This is a genomic window from Paraburkholderia sp. EG286A, assembly GCF_040965375.1.
Taxonomy (GTDB): domain Bacteria; phylum Pseudomonadota; class Gammaproteobacteria; order Burkholderiales; family Burkholderiaceae; genus Paraburkholderia.
On sequence record NZ_JBFRCB010000003.1, the window covers coordinates 1 to 17520 of the forward strand.

General features: G+C 65.4%; 15 protein-coding genes. 13 read left to right on the forward strand and 2 right to left on the reverse strand.

Features of this window, described 5'->3' with window-relative positions; genetic code table 11:
• The coding region (locus AB4Y35_RS12740) for a hypothetical protein (RefSeq protein WP_368704665.1) at positions 1-493 on the forward strand (493 nt) is incomplete at its 5' end.
• 197 nt (positions 494-690) lie between these two features.
• Here AB4Y35_RS12740 and AB4Y35_RS12745 read toward each other — a convergent pair.
• Entirely contained in the window at positions 691-3270 is a 2580-nt protein-coding gene (locus AB4Y35_RS12745; protein ID WP_368704666.1) for a [protein-PII] uridylyltransferase, read from the reverse strand.
• A 269-nt stretch (positions 3271-3539) separates the two neighbouring features.
• A complete protein-coding gene (gene map, locus AB4Y35_RS12750; RefSeq protein WP_069265615.1) occupies positions 3540-4361 on the reverse strand; it encodes a type I methionyl aminopeptidase in 822 nt (273 codons plus the stop codon).
• A 417-nt stretch (positions 4362-4778) separates the two neighbouring features.
• On the opposite strand from map, the gene rpsB reads away from it, so the two are divergent.
• The 12 genes from rpsB (at position 4779) to fabZ (ending at position 17461) form a co-directional block, all read left to right on the forward strand.
• Positions 4779-5534 carry a 30S ribosomal protein S2 gene (gene rpsB, locus AB4Y35_RS12755; protein ID WP_368704667.1) on the forward strand — a complete coding sequence of 252 codons (756 nt, stop codon included), beginning with the start codon at positions 4779-4781 and terminating at the stop codon, positions 5532-5534.
• A 210-nt stretch (positions 5535-5744) separates the two neighbouring features.
• Positions 5745-6626, forward strand: coding sequence for a translation elongation factor Ts (gene tsf / locus AB4Y35_RS12760; RefSeq protein WP_368705396.1), 882 nt, complete (start codon positions 5745-5747; stop codon positions 6624-6626).
• A 267-nt stretch (positions 6627-6893) separates the two neighbouring features.
• Positions 6894-7610 (forward strand): UMP kinase, encoded by a 717-nt coding sequence (pyrH, locus tag AB4Y35_RS12765; protein WP_028204061.1) that lies wholly within the window; start codon positions 6894-6896, stop codon positions 7608-7610.
• A 92-nt stretch (positions 7611-7702) separates the two neighbouring features.
• A complete protein-coding gene (frr, locus tag AB4Y35_RS12770) occupies positions 7703-8263 on the forward strand; it encodes a ribosome recycling factor (RefSeq protein ID WP_110384055.1) in 561 nt (186 codons plus the stop codon).
• Positions 8264-8335: 72 nt separating this feature from the next.
• Complete coding sequence (locus AB4Y35_RS12775) at positions 8336-9112, forward strand: isoprenyl transferase (protein ID WP_254339278.1); 777 nt, start codon at positions 8336-8338, stop codon at positions 9110-9112.
• Entirely contained in the window at positions 9106-9915 is an 810-nt protein-coding gene (locus AB4Y35_RS12780) for a phosphatidate cytidylyltransferase (protein WP_368693510.1), read from the forward strand. Before AB4Y35_RS12775 ends, AB4Y35_RS12780 begins: the two co-directional genes overlap by 7 nt.
• Before the next feature lie 37 nt (positions 9916-9952).
• The gene (locus AB4Y35_RS12785; RefSeq protein ID WP_368704668.1) at positions 9953-11134 is read left to right on the forward strand and encodes a 1-deoxy-D-xylulose-5-phosphate reductoisomerase; all 1182 of its coding nucleotides are present in this window, start codon (positions 9953-9955) and stop codon (positions 11132-11134) included.
• 109 nt (positions 11135-11243) lie between these two features.
• Positions 11244-12632, forward strand: coding sequence for an RIP metalloprotease RseP (gene rseP, locus AB4Y35_RS12790; protein ID WP_368704669.1), 1389 nt, complete (start codon positions 11244-11246; stop codon positions 12630-12632).
• Positions 12633-12700: 68 nt separating this feature from the next.
• Positions 12701-15007, forward strand: a complete 2307-nt coding sequence (gene bamA / locus AB4Y35_RS12795) for an outer membrane protein assembly factor BamA (protein ID WP_069265622.1) — start codon at positions 12701-12703, stop codon at positions 15005-15007.
• A 71-nt stretch (positions 15008-15078) separates the two neighbouring features.
• Positions 15079-15627 carry an OmpH family outer membrane protein gene (locus tag AB4Y35_RS12800; protein WP_368686341.1) on the forward strand — a complete coding sequence of 183 codons (549 nt, stop codon included), beginning with the start codon at positions 15079-15081 and terminating at the stop codon, positions 15625-15627.
• Positions 15628-15664: 37 nt separating this feature from the next.
• Positions 15665-16738: a UDP-3-O-(3-hydroxymyristoyl)glucosamine N-acyltransferase gene (lpxD, locus tag AB4Y35_RS12805; RefSeq protein WP_368704670.1), complete on the forward strand. Its 1074-nt coding sequence runs from the start codon at positions 15665-15667 to the stop codon at positions 16736-16738.
• A gap of 258 nt (positions 16739-16996) precedes the next feature.
• The gene (gene fabZ / locus AB4Y35_RS12810) at positions 16997-17461 is read left to right on the forward strand and encodes a 3-hydroxyacyl-ACP dehydratase FabZ (protein WP_028204052.1); all 465 of its coding nucleotides are present in this window, start codon (positions 16997-16999) and stop codon (positions 17459-17461) included.
• Positions 17462-17520 lie beyond the last annotated feature (59 nt).

The window sequence follows — 17520 nt, forward strand, 5'->3', positions numbered from 1 at the left end:
GGCGCGCGAACGAACGTGCACCACCTTCTTCCCGGCTGCGCGGCGGACGGCGGTCATCGCCCTCGGGGCGGCGCGCGAACGAACGTGCACCACCTTCTTCCCGGCTGCGCGGCGGACGGCGGTCATCGCCCTCGGGGCGGCGCGCGAACGAACGTGCACCACCTTCTTCCCGGCTGCGCGGCGGACGGCGGTCATCGCCCTCGGGGCGGCGCGCGAACGAACGTGCACCACCTTCTTCCCGGCTGCGCGGCGGACGGCGGTCATCACCCTCGGCGCGACGCGCGAAGGGGCGCTCGCCACCTTCTTCCCGGCTGCGCGGCGGACGGCGATCATCACCCTCGGCCCGACGCGCGAAGGGGCGTGCGCCACCTTCCTCACGGCCGCGCGCAAATCCACGCGGCTCGTCGCCGGAGCGTCGGGCCGGGCGTGCGTCGCCGAACCCGCCTTCGCGAGCCGGCCGCGCCGGGCGCGTATCGCCGGCGCGTCCGGCTGAAGTGCGCGCAGGCTTCCCGGCGGAAGTCTTTGCGGCCGATGCCGGCCGAGCGTCCGCCGGCCGCACCTCAGCCGGCCGCACCGGCTTACGCGCGGTCGTGCTGCCGCGGCGGACGGGGGCGCGTTCCGGGGTGGTCGGGCGCGGATGTTTGGCTGTCAGTTTGGCTCGCATGGATCTGGGTATTTCGCTTGGGTCATTCACACTGCGATCGCGCGCAGCAATTCGGTTTCGACATGAATCTGCTGGCGGTTGTCGGAGAGTCCCGAACCGTCGAGCAGAAACACGTCTTCCACGCGTTCGCCGAGCGTATTGATCCGCGCCGCATGGACGCCGACATGATGCTCCGCGAGCACGCGCGCGATGGAATAGAGGAGGCCCGGCCGGTCGTTCGCCGACACGGACAGGATGTAGTATTGGCCGCGCTCGTCGGCACGCAGGTCGACTCGCGGCGTCACCGGGAAGGTGCGCGACAGGCGCGAGAGACGGCCCTTCGACGGTTCGGGCAGTACATTGCCCGTCGCCTTCAGGCGCGCTGCGAGTTCCTGCTCGACGAGGTTCGCGATATCGCGGTAATGCACGTCGCCCTCGGTGTGGGCGACGATGAAGTTATCGAGCGCGTAGCCGTGACGCGTGGTGCTCACGCGCGCATCGAGCACGGACAGTCCGCTGCGGTCGAAGTATGCGCACATCGTCGCGAACAGGTCGGGGCGGTCCTGCGCATAGACGAGCACCTGCAGCGCCTCGCCGATCGGCGACGGGCGTGCGCGCACGACCGGCTCCGGCGCCTCGACGTGGCGGTAGAGCACGCGCGTTTGCCAGGCGATGTCGGCGGCGTCGTGGCGCAGGAAGTAGCCGACGTCGAGCTTGTCCCAGAGTGCGCGGTGCGCGTGCTCCGGCACCGTCTCGAGACGCAGCAGCGCGAGCGCCAGCTCCTGGCGCGTCTTGAGTTCCGAGTGCGCGTCGGGCTTGGCGCCGCCGAGCACGGCGAGCGTCGAGCGGTAGAGGTCTTCGAGCAGCTTGCCTTTCCAGTTGTTCCAGACCTTCGGGCTCGTGCCGCGTATGTCGGCGACCGTCAGCAGGTAGAGCGCCGAAAGACGCCGCTCCGTGCCGACCAGCTCGGCGAAGCGCTTCACGACCTCGGGGTCGGTGATGTCCTGTTTCTGGGCGACCTGGCTCATCGTCAGGTGCTGCTGCACGAGCCAGACGACCAGCTCCGCGTCGTCGCCCGTGATGTCGTGCTCACGGCAAAAGCGCCGCGCGTCGGCCATGCCGAGCTGCGAGTGGTCGCCGCCGCGGCCCTTGGCGATGTCGTGGAACAGCGCCGCGACGTAAAGCACCCACGGACGCTCGAAGTTGGCGATGAGCTGGCTGCAGAACGGATACTCGTGCGCATGCTCGGCCACGGCGAAGCGGCGCATATTGCGCAGCACCATCAGGATGTGCTGATCGACCGTGTAGACGTGATACAGGTCGTGCTGCATCTGCCCGACGATGCGGCGGAAATTCAGCAGATAGCGCCCGAGCACGCTCGTCTGGTTCATGAGCCGCATGGCGTGCGTGATGCCGGCCGGCTGCTTGAGGATCTCCATGAAGAGCCGGCGGTTTTCCGGGTCGCGGCGCCAGCGCTGGTCCATGGTCTCGCGCGCGTTGTAGAGCGCACGCAGCGTGCGTGCCGACAGGCCCTTCACGCCGGGCACCTGCTCGTAGAGCAGGAACGCTTCGAGAATCGCGTGCGGCTCGCGTTCGAACACGTCGTCGCTGACGATTTCCAGCATCCCCTGCTTCTCGACGAAGTGCTCGGAGAGCGTGCGCGTGATGCCGCTCGTGCTCGGAAACAGCTGCGCCTCGATGTTCTGGATCAGGATCGTGGACAGCTGCGTGACCGCCTTCGCGGCCCAGTAGTAGCGGCGCATGAGCTGCTCGCTCGCCCGCCGCGCGCTGCTGGCCTTGTAACCGAAGCTTTCGGCCACGGCCGTCTGCAGGTCGAACACGAGGATGTCCTGGCGGCGCCCCGCGATCACATGCAGGCGCGCGCGCAGTGCCTTGAGAAATGCCTCGTTGCGGCGCAGTTCGCGCGCCTCGCGCCCGGTGATGAGGCCGCGCTGGTCCAGCTCCTTCCAGCTGCTGCCGAAGGCGGCGGCCTCGGTGATCCAGAGGATCAGCTGCAGGTCGCGCAGGCCGCCGGGGCTTTCCTTGACGTTGGGTTCGAGCGAATAGGGCGTGTCCTGGAAGCGCGCATGGCGCTGGCGCATTTCGAGCACCTTCGCCTGGAAGAACGCGCGTGGGTCCATGGCGTCGCGATAGCGCTGCGCGAAGTCGCCAAAGAGCGTCGCGCTGCCCGTGATGCGGCGCGCCTCGAGAAGCGACGTGCGCACGGTGACGTCATTGGCCGCTTCTTCGAGGCATTGCGTGACGCTGCGCACGCTGCTGCCGATATCGAGTCCGAGGTCCCACGCAAGGCCGATAAACCGCTCGATGCGTTCTTCGAGCGGCGCGAGCGGCTCGTCGTCCGGCAGGAGCACGAGGATGTCGACGTCGGACCAGGGCGCGAGCTCGCCGCGCCCGAAGCCGCCCACCGCCACGAGCGCCAGCGTGGCCGGCAGCTCGCACAGGTTCCAGGCGCTGCGCAAGGTGTCGTCGGTGGTGCGGGCGAGGGCGCGCATCAGCGAGTCGACATTGGTCGCGGTCTTGAAACGCTCGAGCAACTGGGCCTTGGCGGCCTTGTAGTCGGACTTCAGCGACGACGTATCGGGAACGGCGACAGCGGGAACACTCATGGGCTCGGGTCGTGTCTGGCGTGGTTGGGCGGGCGGCTGGTCGTGCGCGCGGCGCGCCTCGCGATGGCGGCTGGCCGCGCTGGTTCGTCGGTTAATGCGTCGGCTGCTTTGCAGGCTGCCTCATCGTGCTGCGGGCGCCGGGCGGCGTCCGCATTGGGTGCATTGCTCGCGCCGGGCGTACTGCCCGGAGGCGCAGGCCGCTCGTTACGAGCCCATCCATTTTGCGCCGGATCGCGCCGCGAAGCGCTTTCCGGCACTTTTTCCGGCGCTCAGGCCGCCGTGCCCGCCATCTGCGCGACGATGGCCGGCTTCGCGGGCGTGCCCGCCGAGACCGTCAGGACCTCGTAGCCCGTTTCGGTCACGAGTACTGTGTGTTCCCACTGTGCCGAGAGGCTGCGGTCCTTCGTCTTGACGGTCCACTGGTCCGGCATGGTGCGAATGTCGCGGCGGCCGGCGTTGATCATCGGCTCGACGGTGAAGATCATGCCGGGCACGAGTTCGATGCCGGTGCCGGGGCGGCCGTAGTGCAGGACCTGTGGGTCTTCGTGGAACACCGTGCCGATGCCGTGGCCGCAGTATTCGCGCACCACGCTGTAGCCCTGGCTTTCGGCGTAGCGCTGAATGGCGTGGCCGATGTCGCCCAGATGGCCGCCGGGACGCACCTGGTCGATGCCGAGCCACATGCATTCATAGGTGGTCTGCACGAGGCGCTTCGCGAGGATCGAGCCTTCGCCGACGATGAACATGCGGCTCGTGTCGCCGAAATAGCCTTCCTTGATGACGGTGATGTCGATATTGAGCGCGTCGCCGTTCTTCAGCGCCTTGTCGCCCGGAATACCGTGACAGATCACGTCGTTCACGGAAGTGCAGATCGCCTTCGGGTAGGGCGGATAGCCCGGCGGCTGATAGTTCAGCGGCGCGGGCACCGTGCCCTGCACGTTGGTCATGTACTCGTGGCACAGGCGGTCGAGTTCACCCGTCGTCACGCCCGCGGTGACGAACGGCGTGATGTAATCGAGCACCTCGCTCGCCAGCCGGCAGGCGACGCGCATTTGCGCGATGTCTTGTTCGTTCTTGATCGAAATGGCCATGGTATGCGCCCGGAAATGCAGTCGAATATTGAATTATCGCACCTAATGCCAGGGGTCGCTGACTTTTGAGAAGGCGGGGTGGGATCCGGCGCCCACGCTCGGCGCCGTATTCCGCGGGTAATAGCTGTCTTGAGTAAGGGGCAGTTTGCGTGCTATACTCTTCGGCTAAGTCGCTTCCCATATCCTTCGAATTCGCGTTCGAGGTTCGTGGGAAAGGCTGAATCCGCCGTTGCCGCGGAGCGCCTTGCCAAAGATGGATTCTGGCGGGTGCGCGAAGAACATTCGGAAGCATCTTCTTCGGGCAGCACACTCGCAAGCCGGCGCACACAGGGTGTCGGGCGCGTCGATCTCCGGAAATGGGAGGGCGCACCGATACGGCAGCCGGCTTCAGACCCAAACCCTAGCGGAGAATTTCTCATGGCAGTTACCATGCGCCAAATGCTGGAAGCCGGTGTCCACTTCGGTCACCAAACGCGCTTCTGGAACCCGAAGATGGCCCCCTTCATCTTCGGTCATCGCAACAAGATTCACATCATCAACCTCGAAAAGACGCTGCCGATGTACAACGACGCGCTGAAGTACGTGCGTCAACTGGCAGCGAACCGCGGCACGATCCTGTTCGTCGGCACGAAGCGTCAATCGCGTGACACGATCGCCCTGGAAGCCCAGCGCGCTGGCATGCCGTTCGTGAACGCACGCTGGCTCGGCGGCATGCTGACCAACTTCAAGACGCTGAAGGTTTCGATCAAGCGCCTGAAGGACATGGAAGCAGCCGTGGAAGCGGGCGAGCTCGAGAAGATGAGCAAGAAGGAAGCGCTCCTGTTCGAACGCGAAATCGCCAAGCTGCAAAAGTCGATCGGCGGCGTGAAGGACATGGGCGGCATTCCGGACGCGATCTTCGTGGTCGACGTCGGCTACCACAAGATTGCCGTGACGGAAGCGAACAAGCTGGGCATCCCCGTGATCGCCGTGGTCGATACGAACCACTCGCCGGAAGGCATCGATTACGTGATCCCGGGCAACGACGACGCGAGCAAGGCCGTTGCGCTCTACACGCAAGGCGTGGCTGACGCGATCCTCGAAGGCCGTGCGAACGCGGTCAACGACGTGGTTGTCGCTGCACGCGGCAACGACGGCGACGACGAGTTCGTCGAGGTCAACTCGGAGGCGTAAGCTGCCCCGTGTCCGGCAAGAAAAGGGGGCTTTCCATAGGCCCCTTTTTTTTAAGCCGCGACTTTCGTCGCCGCGTCATATGAGCGGCACCGTAGCCCTGTAGAAGCAGCTGTAAAAAAGCGTTTCACCGCAGGCGGAAACGGAAACGAATTTCTGCCGGCCGCGTCGAAAGGCGGGCGGCGTGTACCAGACAGACTCAAGGAGCGAATGATGGCGGCAATTACCGCAAGCATGGTGGCAGAACTGCGCGCGAAGACCGACGCGCCGATGATGGAATGCAAGAAGGCGCTGACGGAAGCCGACGGCGACCTGGCACGTGCCGAAGAACTGCTGCGCGTGAAGCTCGGCAACAAGGCCAGCAAGGCCGCTTCGCGCGTCACGGCTGAAGGCGTGATCTCGTCGTTCATCGGCGGCGGCGCCGGCGCGATCGTCGAGCTGAACTGCGAAACCGACTTCGTTTCGAAGAACGACGACTTCATCGGCTTCTCGAAGAAGATCGCTGAACTCGTCGCTACGCAAAACCCGGCTGACGTCGCCGCCCTGTCGGCGCTGGCGCTGGACGGCTCGACGGTCGACGCAGTGCGCCTCGCACTGGTCGGCAAGATCGGCGAAAACCTGTCGATTCGCCGTTTCGCGCGTTTCGCAACCGCCAACCAGCTGGCTGCGTACCTGCACGGCACGCGTATCGGCGTGCTGGTCGAGTACACGGGCGCCGACGAGCAAGTGGGCAAGGACGTCGCGATGCACATCGCCGCGATGAAGCCGGTCTCGCTGTCGTCGGACGACGTGCCGGCCGACCTGATCGCCAAGGAGCGCAGCATCGCCGAGCAGAAGGCCGCCGAATCGGGCAAGCCGGCTGAGATCGTCGCGAAGATGGTCGAAGGTTCGGTCCAGAAGTACCTGAAGGAAGTCTCGCTGCTGAACCAGCCGTTCGTTAAGAACGACAAGCAGACGATCGAGCAGATGCTCAAGGCCGCTGGCACGACGGTGCAGAAGTTCGCCCTCTTCGTGGTCGGCGAAGGCATCGAGAAGCGCCAGGACGACTTCGCTGCCGAAGTGGCCGCGCAAGTCGCTGCTGCAAAGCAGCAATAAGACGGTTAAGCCTGCCTCGCCGTGCCCAGCACGGCAGGCGGCAACCGCAGTTGTTGCAGTACCGCAGTTAGCACCGCAGTTTGCTGAGTTGTAAGCCGTGGCGGAGCAATCCGCCGTGGCGGGCAGCGTAGCGGCGACGCGCATGGTAGTCCCCCGCCGTGCGCGGCGTCGGAAATCTTCGCTATTTCTGGCGGCGCTTGCCCGAAGCCGTATTTCACCCCTACAGTTTCAAGTTATTGCCCTTTGCGCGCGATTCTGGATACCTCCATGCCCACACCCGCCTATAAACGCGTCCTGCTCAAACTTTCCGGCGAAGCCCTGATGGGCGATGATGCCTTTGGCATCAATCGCGCCACGATCGAACGTATGGTGGCAGACGTGGCCGAGGTGGTGCGTCTGGGCACCCAGCTCGCAGTCGTGATCGGCGGCGGCAACATTTTCCGCGGCGTCGCGGGCGGCGCGGCCGGTATGGACCGCGCAACGGCCGACTACATGGGCATGCTCGCCACGATGATGAACGCGCTCGCGCTGCAGGACGCCATGCGTCACGCAGGCATCGAAGCGCGCGTGCAGTCGGCGCTGCGCATGGACCAGGTCGTCGAGCCGTACATCCGCCCCCGCGCGATTCGCCAGCTCGAAGAAGGCAAGGTCGTGATCTTCGCGGCCGGCACGGGCAACCCGTTCTTCACCACCGACACGGCTGCCGCGCTGCGCGGCTCGGAAGTCGGCGCCGAAGTCGTGCTGAAGGCCACCAAGGTCGACGGCGTCTACTCGGCCGACCCGAAGAAGGACCCGACCGCGACGCGCTACTCGACGATCAGCTTCGATGAGGCAATTGGCCGCAACCTGCAGGTGATGGACGCCACCGCGTTCGCGCTGTGCCGCGACCAGAAGCTGCCGATCCGGGTTTTTTCCATCGTCAAGCCGGGTGCGCTCAAGCGCATCGTTCTGGGCGAAGACGAAGGTACGCTCGTCCACGTGTAAACTCTCGTTTCACGAGAGGTTCGAACACGGGCCGCGCCGCCCATCAGCGCGCAGGCGGGCCCGTTCCGTTATGAAGGTTCGGAGGTATCAAAATGGCTGTGGCTGACATCAAGAAGGGCGCCGAGCAGAAAATGCAGCGCTCGATCGAAGCGTTCAAGAGCGATCTGGCGAAAATCCGCACGGGCCGCGCCCATACCGGCTTGCTCGACCACATCCAGGTCGACTACTACGGTTCGCCCGTGCCCATTTCGCAGGTCGCGAACCTCACGCTCGTCGACGCGCGCACGATCGGCGTGCAGGCGTGGGAAAAGAAGATGGTGCCGGTCATCGAAAAGGCGATCCGCGAGTCGGACCTCGGCCTGAACCCGGCCACTCACGGCGACCTGATCCGCGTGCCGATGCCCGCACTGACCGAAGAGCGCCGCAAGGAGCTCACGAAGGTCGTCAAGAACGAAGGCGAAACGGCGAAGGTCGCCGTGCGCAACCTGCGTCGCGACGCCAACGAGCAGCTCAAGAAGCTCGTGAAGGACAAGGAAATTTCCGAAGACGACGAGCGCCGTGGCAGCGACGAAGTCCAGAAGCTGACTGACCGCTTCGTGACCGAGATCGACAAGCTCGTGCAAACGAAGGAAGCCGAGATCATGACGGTCTGAGGCCTCAGGGCTTCCAGATTCGCCTGACTTCCGGCGGTTTCCCTTTTTTATCGCAGTTACAGTCCGACGGCCATGACCTATACCAGCTCAACCGTTCGCGTGCCCGACGTGGCGGCCGTACCGCGCCACATCGCGATCATCATGGACGGCAATGGCCGTTGGGCAACCCAGCGGCGCCTGCCGCGCGTCGCGGGCCATACGCGCGGCGTCGATGCCGTGCGTTCGGTCGTCGAATCGTGCGTGGAGCGCGGCGTCGAATACGTCACGCTCTTCGCCTTCAGTTCCGAGAACTGGCGCCGCCCGACCGACGAAGTGTCGTTCCTCATGCGCCTGTTCGTCACCGCGCTCGAGCGCGAGGTGGCGCGCCTGCACGCGAACGGCATCCGGCTGCGCGTGGTCGGCGACCTGTCGATGTTCAACGAGCGCATCCAGGACCTGATTCGCCGCGCGGAAACCAAAACCGCGCGCAACACCCGTCTCACCCTCACGATCGCCGCGAACTACGGTGGCCGCTGGGATATCCTGCAGGCCACGCGCAAGCTGGTCGAGGAAGCGGCAGCCACGGGCCAGCCGGTTCCCGTCACCGAAGACACGCTGTCCCAGCATCTGGCCATGGCCTATGCGCCCGAACCGGACCTCTTCATCCGCACGGGCGGCGAACAGCGCGTGAGCAACTTCCTGCTGTGGCAACTCGCGTACGCCGAGTTCTATTTCACCGACACGTTCTGGCCGGATTTCGACGCCGAAGCGCTCAGCCGCGCCATCGCGTCGTATGCCGAGCGCGAGCGCCGCTTCGGCCGCACGAGCGCACAGGTCGTCGCCCAGAACGCCGATTCCCTTTCATGCTGAAGACCCGCGTCATTACGGCGCTCGTCCTGCTGGCAGTCTTCCTGCCGATCACGCTGTTCGCGCCCGTGGCGGCGTTCGGCGCGCTGATCGGCGTCGTGGTCGTGTTCGCCGCGTGGGAGTGGGCGCGCCTCCTGAAGGCGGGCGCGGCCGGCTCGATCGTCTACGCCGTGATCGCGGCGGCCGCCGTGGCGCTCAGCACGCGTCTGCCGGCGCCCCGGCCGCTCTTTCAGGCCGCGGGCGTGTTCTGGATCATCGCCGGTCCTTACGTGCTGCTGCGCAAGCCGGTGCTCGCCGCCGGCGCCTGGCGCGCCTTCCTGCTGGCCGCCGGTCTCGTCGTCTTCGCGGCCTGCTGGCACGCCCTCGTGGCCGCGCGCACGGCCGGCGTGGCGTTCGTTTTGTCCCTGTTGCTCGTGGTCTGGCTGGCCGATATCGGCGCATACTTTGCGGGTAAGGCATTCGGAAAGCATAAGCTTGCGCTTTCGATCAGCCCCGGCAAGACCTGGGAGGGCGCCGTGGGCGGCTGGGCCGCTGTGATGGTGGTGTCCGGCGCGGCAATCGCGCTGCACGCGTTCGAACCCACGCTGTATTCCGCGCTCGCCGCCCAGATCGGGCTCGGTCGTGCGCTTTTCGTACTTACGGTGCTGGTCGCGTTCAGCGTGATCGGCGATCTGTTCGAGTCGATGCTGAAGCGCCAGGCCGGCGTGAAGGATTCGAGCGGGCTCCTGCCGGGCCACGGCGGAGTCCTCGACCGCATCGACGCACTGCTGCCCGTGCTGCCGCTTGCCATGCTGCTGCTCGGCTAAAGGCGCCTGGCCAGGACGCCCGGTTAGAGATTTGAATATGCAAAAACGACTCACACTGCTCGGTTCCACGGGCTCGATCGGAGACAGCACGCTCGACGTCGTCGCGCGTCATCCGCAACGCTTCGCGGTCTATGCGCTCACTGCGCATCGCAACGGCGAGAAGCTCGTCGAACAATGCCTGCGCTTCGCCCCCGAAGTGGCCGTGGTCGGCGACGCCGACACCGCCGCCCAGGTCGAGCGCAAGCTGCGCGCGGCCGGCTCGAAGACCGTCGTGACCTACGGGCCGCAGGCGCTCGTCGAAGTCTCGAAGAGCGATGGCTGCGACACGGTGGTCGCGGCCATCGTCGGCGCGGCGGGTCTCGCGCCCACGCTCGCGGCGGCGAAGGCCGGCAAGCAGATCCTGCTCGCCAACAAGGAAGCGCTCGTGATGTCCGGCGACATCTTCATCGATGCCGTGTGTGACAGCGGCGCCGTGCTGCTGCCGCTCGACAGCGAGCACAACGCCGTGTTCCAGTGCTTCCCGCGCGAAAACGCCGAGCGCGACGGCGTCACGAAGATCATCCTGACCGCCTCGGGCGGCCCGTTCCGCACCCGCGAGCCCTCGACGCTCGTGAACGTGACGCCCGACGAGGCCTGCAAGCACCCGAACTGGTCGATGGGCCGCAAGATCTCCGTCGATTCGGCCACGATGATGAACAAGGGCCTCGAAGTGATCGAGGCGCACTATCTGTTCGACCTGCCGGGCGAGCGCATCGACGTGCTGATCCATCCGCAGAGCGTGATCCACTCGATGGTTTCGTACGCCGACGGTTCGGTGCTCGCGCAACTAGGCAACCCCGACATGCGCACGCCGATTGCGCACGCGCTGGCGTACCCGGACCGCGTCGACTCCGGCGTCGCGCAGCTGGATCTCGCGCAGATCGCGACGCTCACGTTCGAAAAGCCCGACTACGCACGCTTCCCGTGTCTCGCACTCGCGATGCAGGCATTGGCCGCCGGCGGCGTGGCGAGCGCGGCGCTCAACGCGGCGAACGAAGTGGCAGTGGAAGCCTTTTTGAACCGGCGCATCGGCTTCATGGCCATCGCCCAGACAGTGGATGCCGTACTGAACGCGCTCGAGAACCGCAACGCGTCGAGTCTCGAAGTCGTGCTCGAAGCCGACGCGGCCGCCCGCCGCGCGGCTCACACCATCATCGACAGCCTGCCGGTGCCGGCCTGACAGGTCAGCGAGGGGCTTGCGGAAGGGCCCTGGCGGCCCCTCAGGCACGCGAGCCCGACCTCGGGGCCGCTCCCGCACCGGTGCGCTGCTTCCAGCCCAGGAGGCGCTCATGAACCTGCTTACCGAACTGGTCGCATTCGTCGTGGCGATCGGCGTGCTGGTCGTCGTGCACGAATACGGGCACTACAGCGTCGCGCGTCTATGCGGCGTGAAGGTCCTGCGTTTCTCGATCGGCTTTGGCCGGCCGCTCGTCCAGTGGGTCAGCAAGAAGAGCGGCACCGAGTGGACCATCGCGGCGCTGCCGCTCGGCGGCTACGTGAAGATGCTCGACGAGCGCGAGTCGCCCGACCAGATTCCCGCAAGCGATTTGCCACATGCGTTCAACCGCCAGTCGGTCGGCAAGCGCATTGCGATCGTCGCGGCGGGGCCGATCGCCAATTTCGTGCTGGCCGTCGCGCTCTTTGCGGTGGTCTACGCAAGCGGAGTGACCGAGCAGAAGGCCATTGTCGCGGCGCCGCCCGCACAAACGGCGGCGGCTCGGGCCGGCTTCCAGGGCGGCGAAACGATTCTTTCGGTGAGCGATGCAAACGGCAGCCGCACCGAGCCCGTGCGTTCGTGGTCGGACCTGCGCTGGAAACTGCTCGCGACGGCGTTCGACCAGGGCCATGTCGTCCTTGCCGCGCGTGATGGCGAGGGCACCTACGATTTCCCGCTCGATCTCTCGCAATTGACCAGCAAGGATCTCGACGACGACTTCATGGCGAAGCTCGGCCTCGAGGCGGGCGGCAACACGCTCAAGGTGGCGGCCGTGGAGGCGGGTAGTGCGGCGCAGCATGCCGGACTGCAGGCGGGCGATCAACTGCGCGCCGTCGACGGCCGGCCCGTGGACAGCGCAAGCACTTTCATCGCCTGGGTGAAGGCGCGTGCGGGCAAGCCCGTGCGCCTCTCGGTCGCGCGCGGCGACGTTGCCGGGCACGCACAGCAGACGCTCACGCTCACGGTCACGCCCGCGTTGCAGCGCGACGCGCAGACGGGTGAGGAAGTGGGCCGAATCGGCGCGGCGCTCTCGGCGCAGGCGCCTTCCGTGGATGTGCGCTACGGGCCGCTCGAGAGCGTGCGGCTCGGTGCGCATCGCACGTGGGACATCGCCGTGTATTCGCTGCGGATGTTCGGCCGCATGATCACGGGCGAAGCCTCGCTGAAGAATCTGTCGGGCCCGGTGACGATCGCCGACTACGCCGGCAAGAGCGCGAGACTCGGTCCTTCAGCGTTCCTGTCGTTCCTCGCCCTCGTGAGCATCAGCCTCGGCGTATTGAATCTGCTCCCAATTCCGGTATTGGACGGGGGGCATCTGTTATATTATGCGGTTGAAGCCGTAACGGGCAAAGCCGTCTCGGACCGCTGGCAGCTCGTGCTGCAGCGCGCGGGACTTGCCTGCATCGTCGCGCTGTCGGCGATCGCGTTGTTCAACGATCTGGCTCGGTTAATCCATTTTTAAAGATGTCTGGCGGCGTCCGTGGGCGGGCCGCCTGACCTGATGCAGCTATACATAATTGGGGAAGCACGTTGTTTAGACCTCATCGCTTGGTTCCAAAAACGGTTGCGGCCGCGGCGATCGCCGCACATGGACTCGTTGCCCACGCAGCAACGACGCCTTTCGTGGTTCAGGACATCCGCATCGAAGGGCTGCAACGCGTCGAGCCGGGCACGGTGTTCGCCTACCTGCCGATCAAGCAGGGCGACACGTTCACCGACGACAAGGCGTCCGAGGCCATCCGCGCACTGTATGCGACGGGCTTCTTCAACGACGTGAAGATCGCCACCGAAGGCGGCGTAGTGGTGGTGCAGGTGCAGGAGCGCCCGGCCATCGGCACGATCGACTTCGCGGGCATCAAGGAATTCGACAAGGACAACCTCACGAAGGCGCTGCGCGCGGTCGGCCTCTCGCAAGGCCGCTACTACGACAAGGCGCTCGTCGACAAGGCCGAGCAGGAGCTCAAGCGCCAGTACCTCACGCGCGGCTTCTACGCCGCCGAGGTCACGACCACGGTCACGCCGATCGACCGCAATCGCGTCGGTCTGCTGTTTTCGGTGGTCGAAGGTCCGAGCGCGAAGATCCGCCAGATCAACTTCATCGGCAACAAGACGTACAGCAGCGGCACGCTCCTCTCGGAGATGCAGCTGTCCACGCCGAACTGGTTCTCGTGGTACACGAAGAACGACCTCTACTCGAAGGAAAAGCTCACGGGCGACCTCGAGAACGTGCGCTCGTACTACCTGAACCACGGCTACCTCGAGTTCAACATCGACTCGACGCAGGTCTCGATCTCGCCCGACAAGAAGGACATGTACCTCACCATCGGCATTCACGAAGGTGAGCCGTACAAGGTGTCGGGCATCCAGCTGTCGGGCAACCTGCTCGACCGCGAGGCCGAGCTCAAGAAACTCATCAAGATCAAGCCGGGCGATACCTTCTCGGCCGAAAAGCTGCAGGCCACGACCAAGGCCATCGTCGACAAGCTCGGCGAGTACGGTTACGCGTTCGCGACCGTCAATGCGCTGCCGCAGATCGATCAGGCGAACCACACGGTCAACCTCACGCTGCAGGTCGATCCGAGCCGCCGCGTGTACGTGCGCCGCATCAACGTGGTGGGCAACACGCGCACCCGCGACGAAGTCGTGCGCCGCGAAATGCGCCAGCTCGAAAGCTCGTGGTTCGATTCGAACCGCCTCGCGCTGTCGAAGGACCGCATCAACCGTCTGGGCTACTTCACCGACGTCGACGTGACCACGGTGCCCGTGGAAGGCACGGCCGACCAGGTGGACGTCAACGTGAAGGTCGCCGAAAAGCCGACCGGCGCGATCACGCTCGGTGCGGGCTTCTCGTCGACGGACAAGGTGGTGCTGTCGGCGGGCGTGTCGCAGGACAACGTGTTCGGTTCGGGCACCTCGCTCTCGCTGAACGTGAACACCGCGAAGACGTACCGCACGCTGGCCCTCACGCAGGTGGACCCGTACTTCACGGTGGACGGCATCAAGCGCATTACCGACGTCTACTACCGCACGTACCAGCCGCTGTACTACTCGACCGATTCGAGCTTCCGCATCATCACGATGGGCGGCGACCTCAAGTTCGGCATTCCGTTCTCGGAAGTCGACACGGTCTACTTCGGCGCGGGCTTCGAGCAGGACACGCTCGACGTCGACTCGAACACGCCGCAGAGCTATATCGACTACGTGAACCAGTTTGGTCGCGTGTCGAACAACGTGCCGCTCACGGTGGGCTGGTCGCGCGACGCGCGCGACAGCGCGCTCGTGCCGAGCAAGGGCTACTTCACGCAGGCGAACGCCGAGTACGGCACGCCGGTTGGCGGTACGCAGTACTACAAGGCCGATATTCAGGCGCAGTACTACTACTCGTTCGCGCGCGGCTTCGTGCTGGGCTTGAACTTCCAGGGCGGCTACGGTAACGGCCTCAGCGGCAAGCCGTACCCGATCTTCAAGAACTACTACGCCGGTGGTATCGGTTCGGTGCGTGGCTACGAGCCGAGCTCGCTGGGTCCGCGCGACAAGACGACGAACGACCCGATCGGCGGCTCGAAGATGCTGGTCGGCAACATCGAGCTGACCTTTCCGCTGCCGGGTACGGGCTATGACCGCACGCTGCGCGTCTTCACGTTCGTCGATGGTGGTAACGTCTGGGGCACGGAAGGCAACAGTATCGGCGCCAACGGCCTGCGTTACAGCTACGGCTTCGGCCTCGCGTGGATTTCGCCGATTGGCCCGCTCAAGCTGAGCCTGGGCTTCCCGGTGACCAAGCACACGGGCGACCAGTACCAGAAGTTCCAGTTCCAGATCGGGACGGCATTCTGACGTATGTTTTGCCCGGCGTTCGTTGCGCGCGCAGCGCACGACGCCGGAATCCAGGAAACGAGAGGATGACTTTGCTAACGGGTATGTTTTCCAGACGGTCGATCGGGGCGATTACCGTGTCGCTGGCGCTCCTCGGTTTTGGCATGGGCGTCGCGCAGGCGCAGGAAGCCAGGATCGCGGCGGTGAACTCCGATCGCATCCTGCGCGAATCCGCTCCCGCGAAGGCCGCGCAGACCAAGCTCGAAGCCGAGTTCGCGAAGCGCGACAAGGATCTGCAGGACATGGCGCAGCGCCTGAAGTCGATGTCCGATTCGCTCGACAAGAATGGCCCGTCGATGTCGCCGACCGATCGCGCGTCGAAGCAGCGCGACCTGTCCGCGCTCGACAGCGACTTCCAGCGCAAGCAGCGCGAATTCCGCGAAGACCTGAACCAGCGCCGCAATGAGGAACTGGCGGCGGTGCTCGACCGGGCGAACAAGGTGATCAAGCAGATCGCCGAGCAGCAGCATTACGACCTGATCGTGCAGGAAGCGGTGTACGTGAGCCCGCGCATCGACATCACCGACCAGGTGCTGAAGGCGCTCGCAGCGAATAGCGCTGGCGCTAGCAGCAGCAACTAAGGCAACGAAAAGCAACTAAGGCAGGAGCAGCACGCGCATGGCATTTACGCTTGAGGACATCGTCGGGCGGTTCGGCGGCGAAGTGGTGGGCGATGCGACGCAACGCGTCAGTTCGCTGGCGCCGCTCGACCAGGCCGGTCCGCAACAGCTCGCGTTCCTCGCCAATCCGAAGTATCTCGCGCAGGTCGAGACGACCCGCGCGGGCGCGGTGCTCATCAGCCCCGGCGACCTCGAGAAGCTCGCATCGCGCGAAGGACGCAACTTCATCGTCACACCGAATCCGTATGCTTACTTCGCGCGTGTCGCGCAGGCGTATATCGACCTCGCCGCGCCGAAGGCGCAGCCGGGCATCCACGCCAGCGCCCACGTCGACGCGAAGGCGCAGGTTGCCGCGAGCGCGGTGATCGGCCCGAACGTCACGGTCGAAGCGGGCGCCGTGATCGGGGAAAACGTACGGCTCGACGCGAACGTCTTCGTCGGCCGCGGCACCCAGGTGGACGAGGGCTCGCACCTGTATCCGGGCGTGACCGTCTACCACAGCTGCAAGCTCGGCCCGCGCGCCATCGTGCATGCCGGCGCCGTGATCGGCTCGGACGGCTTTGGTTTCGCCCCCGATTTCACGGGCGAGGGCGACGCGCGCACGGGTAGCTGGGTCAAGATTCCGCAGGTGGGCGGCGTGGCCATCGGGCCGGACGTCGAGATCGGCGCGAACACCACGATCGACCGTGGCGCGATGGCCGATACGATCATCGAAGAATGCGTGAAGATCGATAACCTCGTGCAGATCGGCCACAACTGCCGGATCGGCGCGTACACGGTCATCGCGGGCTGCGCCGGCATTGCGGGCAGCACGACGATCGGGCGTCATTGCATGATCGGCGGCGCAGTGGGCATCGCGGGGCACGTCACGCTGGGCGACTACGTGATCGTCACCGCGAAGTCGGGCGTCTCGAAGTCGTTGCCGAAGGCTGGCATCTACACGAGCGCTTTCCCGGCGGTCGATCACGCCGACTGGAACAAGAGCGCCGCGCTGTTGCGTAACATCGACAAGCTGCGCGACCGTATCAAGGCGCTCGAGGCGGCGGTAGCCCAGAAGCCGCCGGGCGAATAAGAAAGCAGTATCGAGGTAGCGGGCGGCGTGTCGCGGGAGCGGCGCGCCGCTTTGCGTAGCGGACGGCCAAAGCTGCTCGCCTGGGGGGGTCCCCGCAGGGGGGGGCCTCCGCCCCGGGGCTTCCCGCCCGGGGCAATACGCATGCACGGGAGCCCGGGCGTGGCGCATACTTCGCGTCAGCGCGGGCGAGTTTGGTCCGGCGCCTCGAATATCGAAATCGAAAGTCACACGCGCAATTCCTGCGTGAGCAGAACCACCATGAACATCGAAAAACTCAACTTCGACATCCACAAGATTCTCACGCTGCTGCCGCACCGCTATCCGTTCCTGATGGTGGACCGGGTCATCGAGCTGGAGCCGCACAAGAGCATCAAGGCGTTGAAGAACGTGACGGTCAACGAGCCCTTTTTCACGGGACACTTCCCGCAGCGTCCGGTCATGCCCGGCGTGATGATTCTCGAGGCGCTGGCGCAAACCGCCGCGCTGCTCACGTTCTCGGAGGAAGAGCAGGACTTCGAGAATACGCTGTACTACTTCGTGGGCATCGACGGCGCGCGCTTCAAGCGCGTGGTCGAGCCGGGCGACCAGCTCATCCTCAACGTGACGTTCGAGCGCTACATGCGCGGCATCTGGAAGTTCAAGGCGGTGGCCGAAGTCGAAGGCTCCGTGGCCTGCGAGGCGGAACTGATGTGCACCGTCAAGAAAATGGACGCGGCGCAATAAGCAGCGCCGCCGCATGCCGCAGCGCGCCTTGACCTCGAGGCGCCGGCGCACGGAAACAG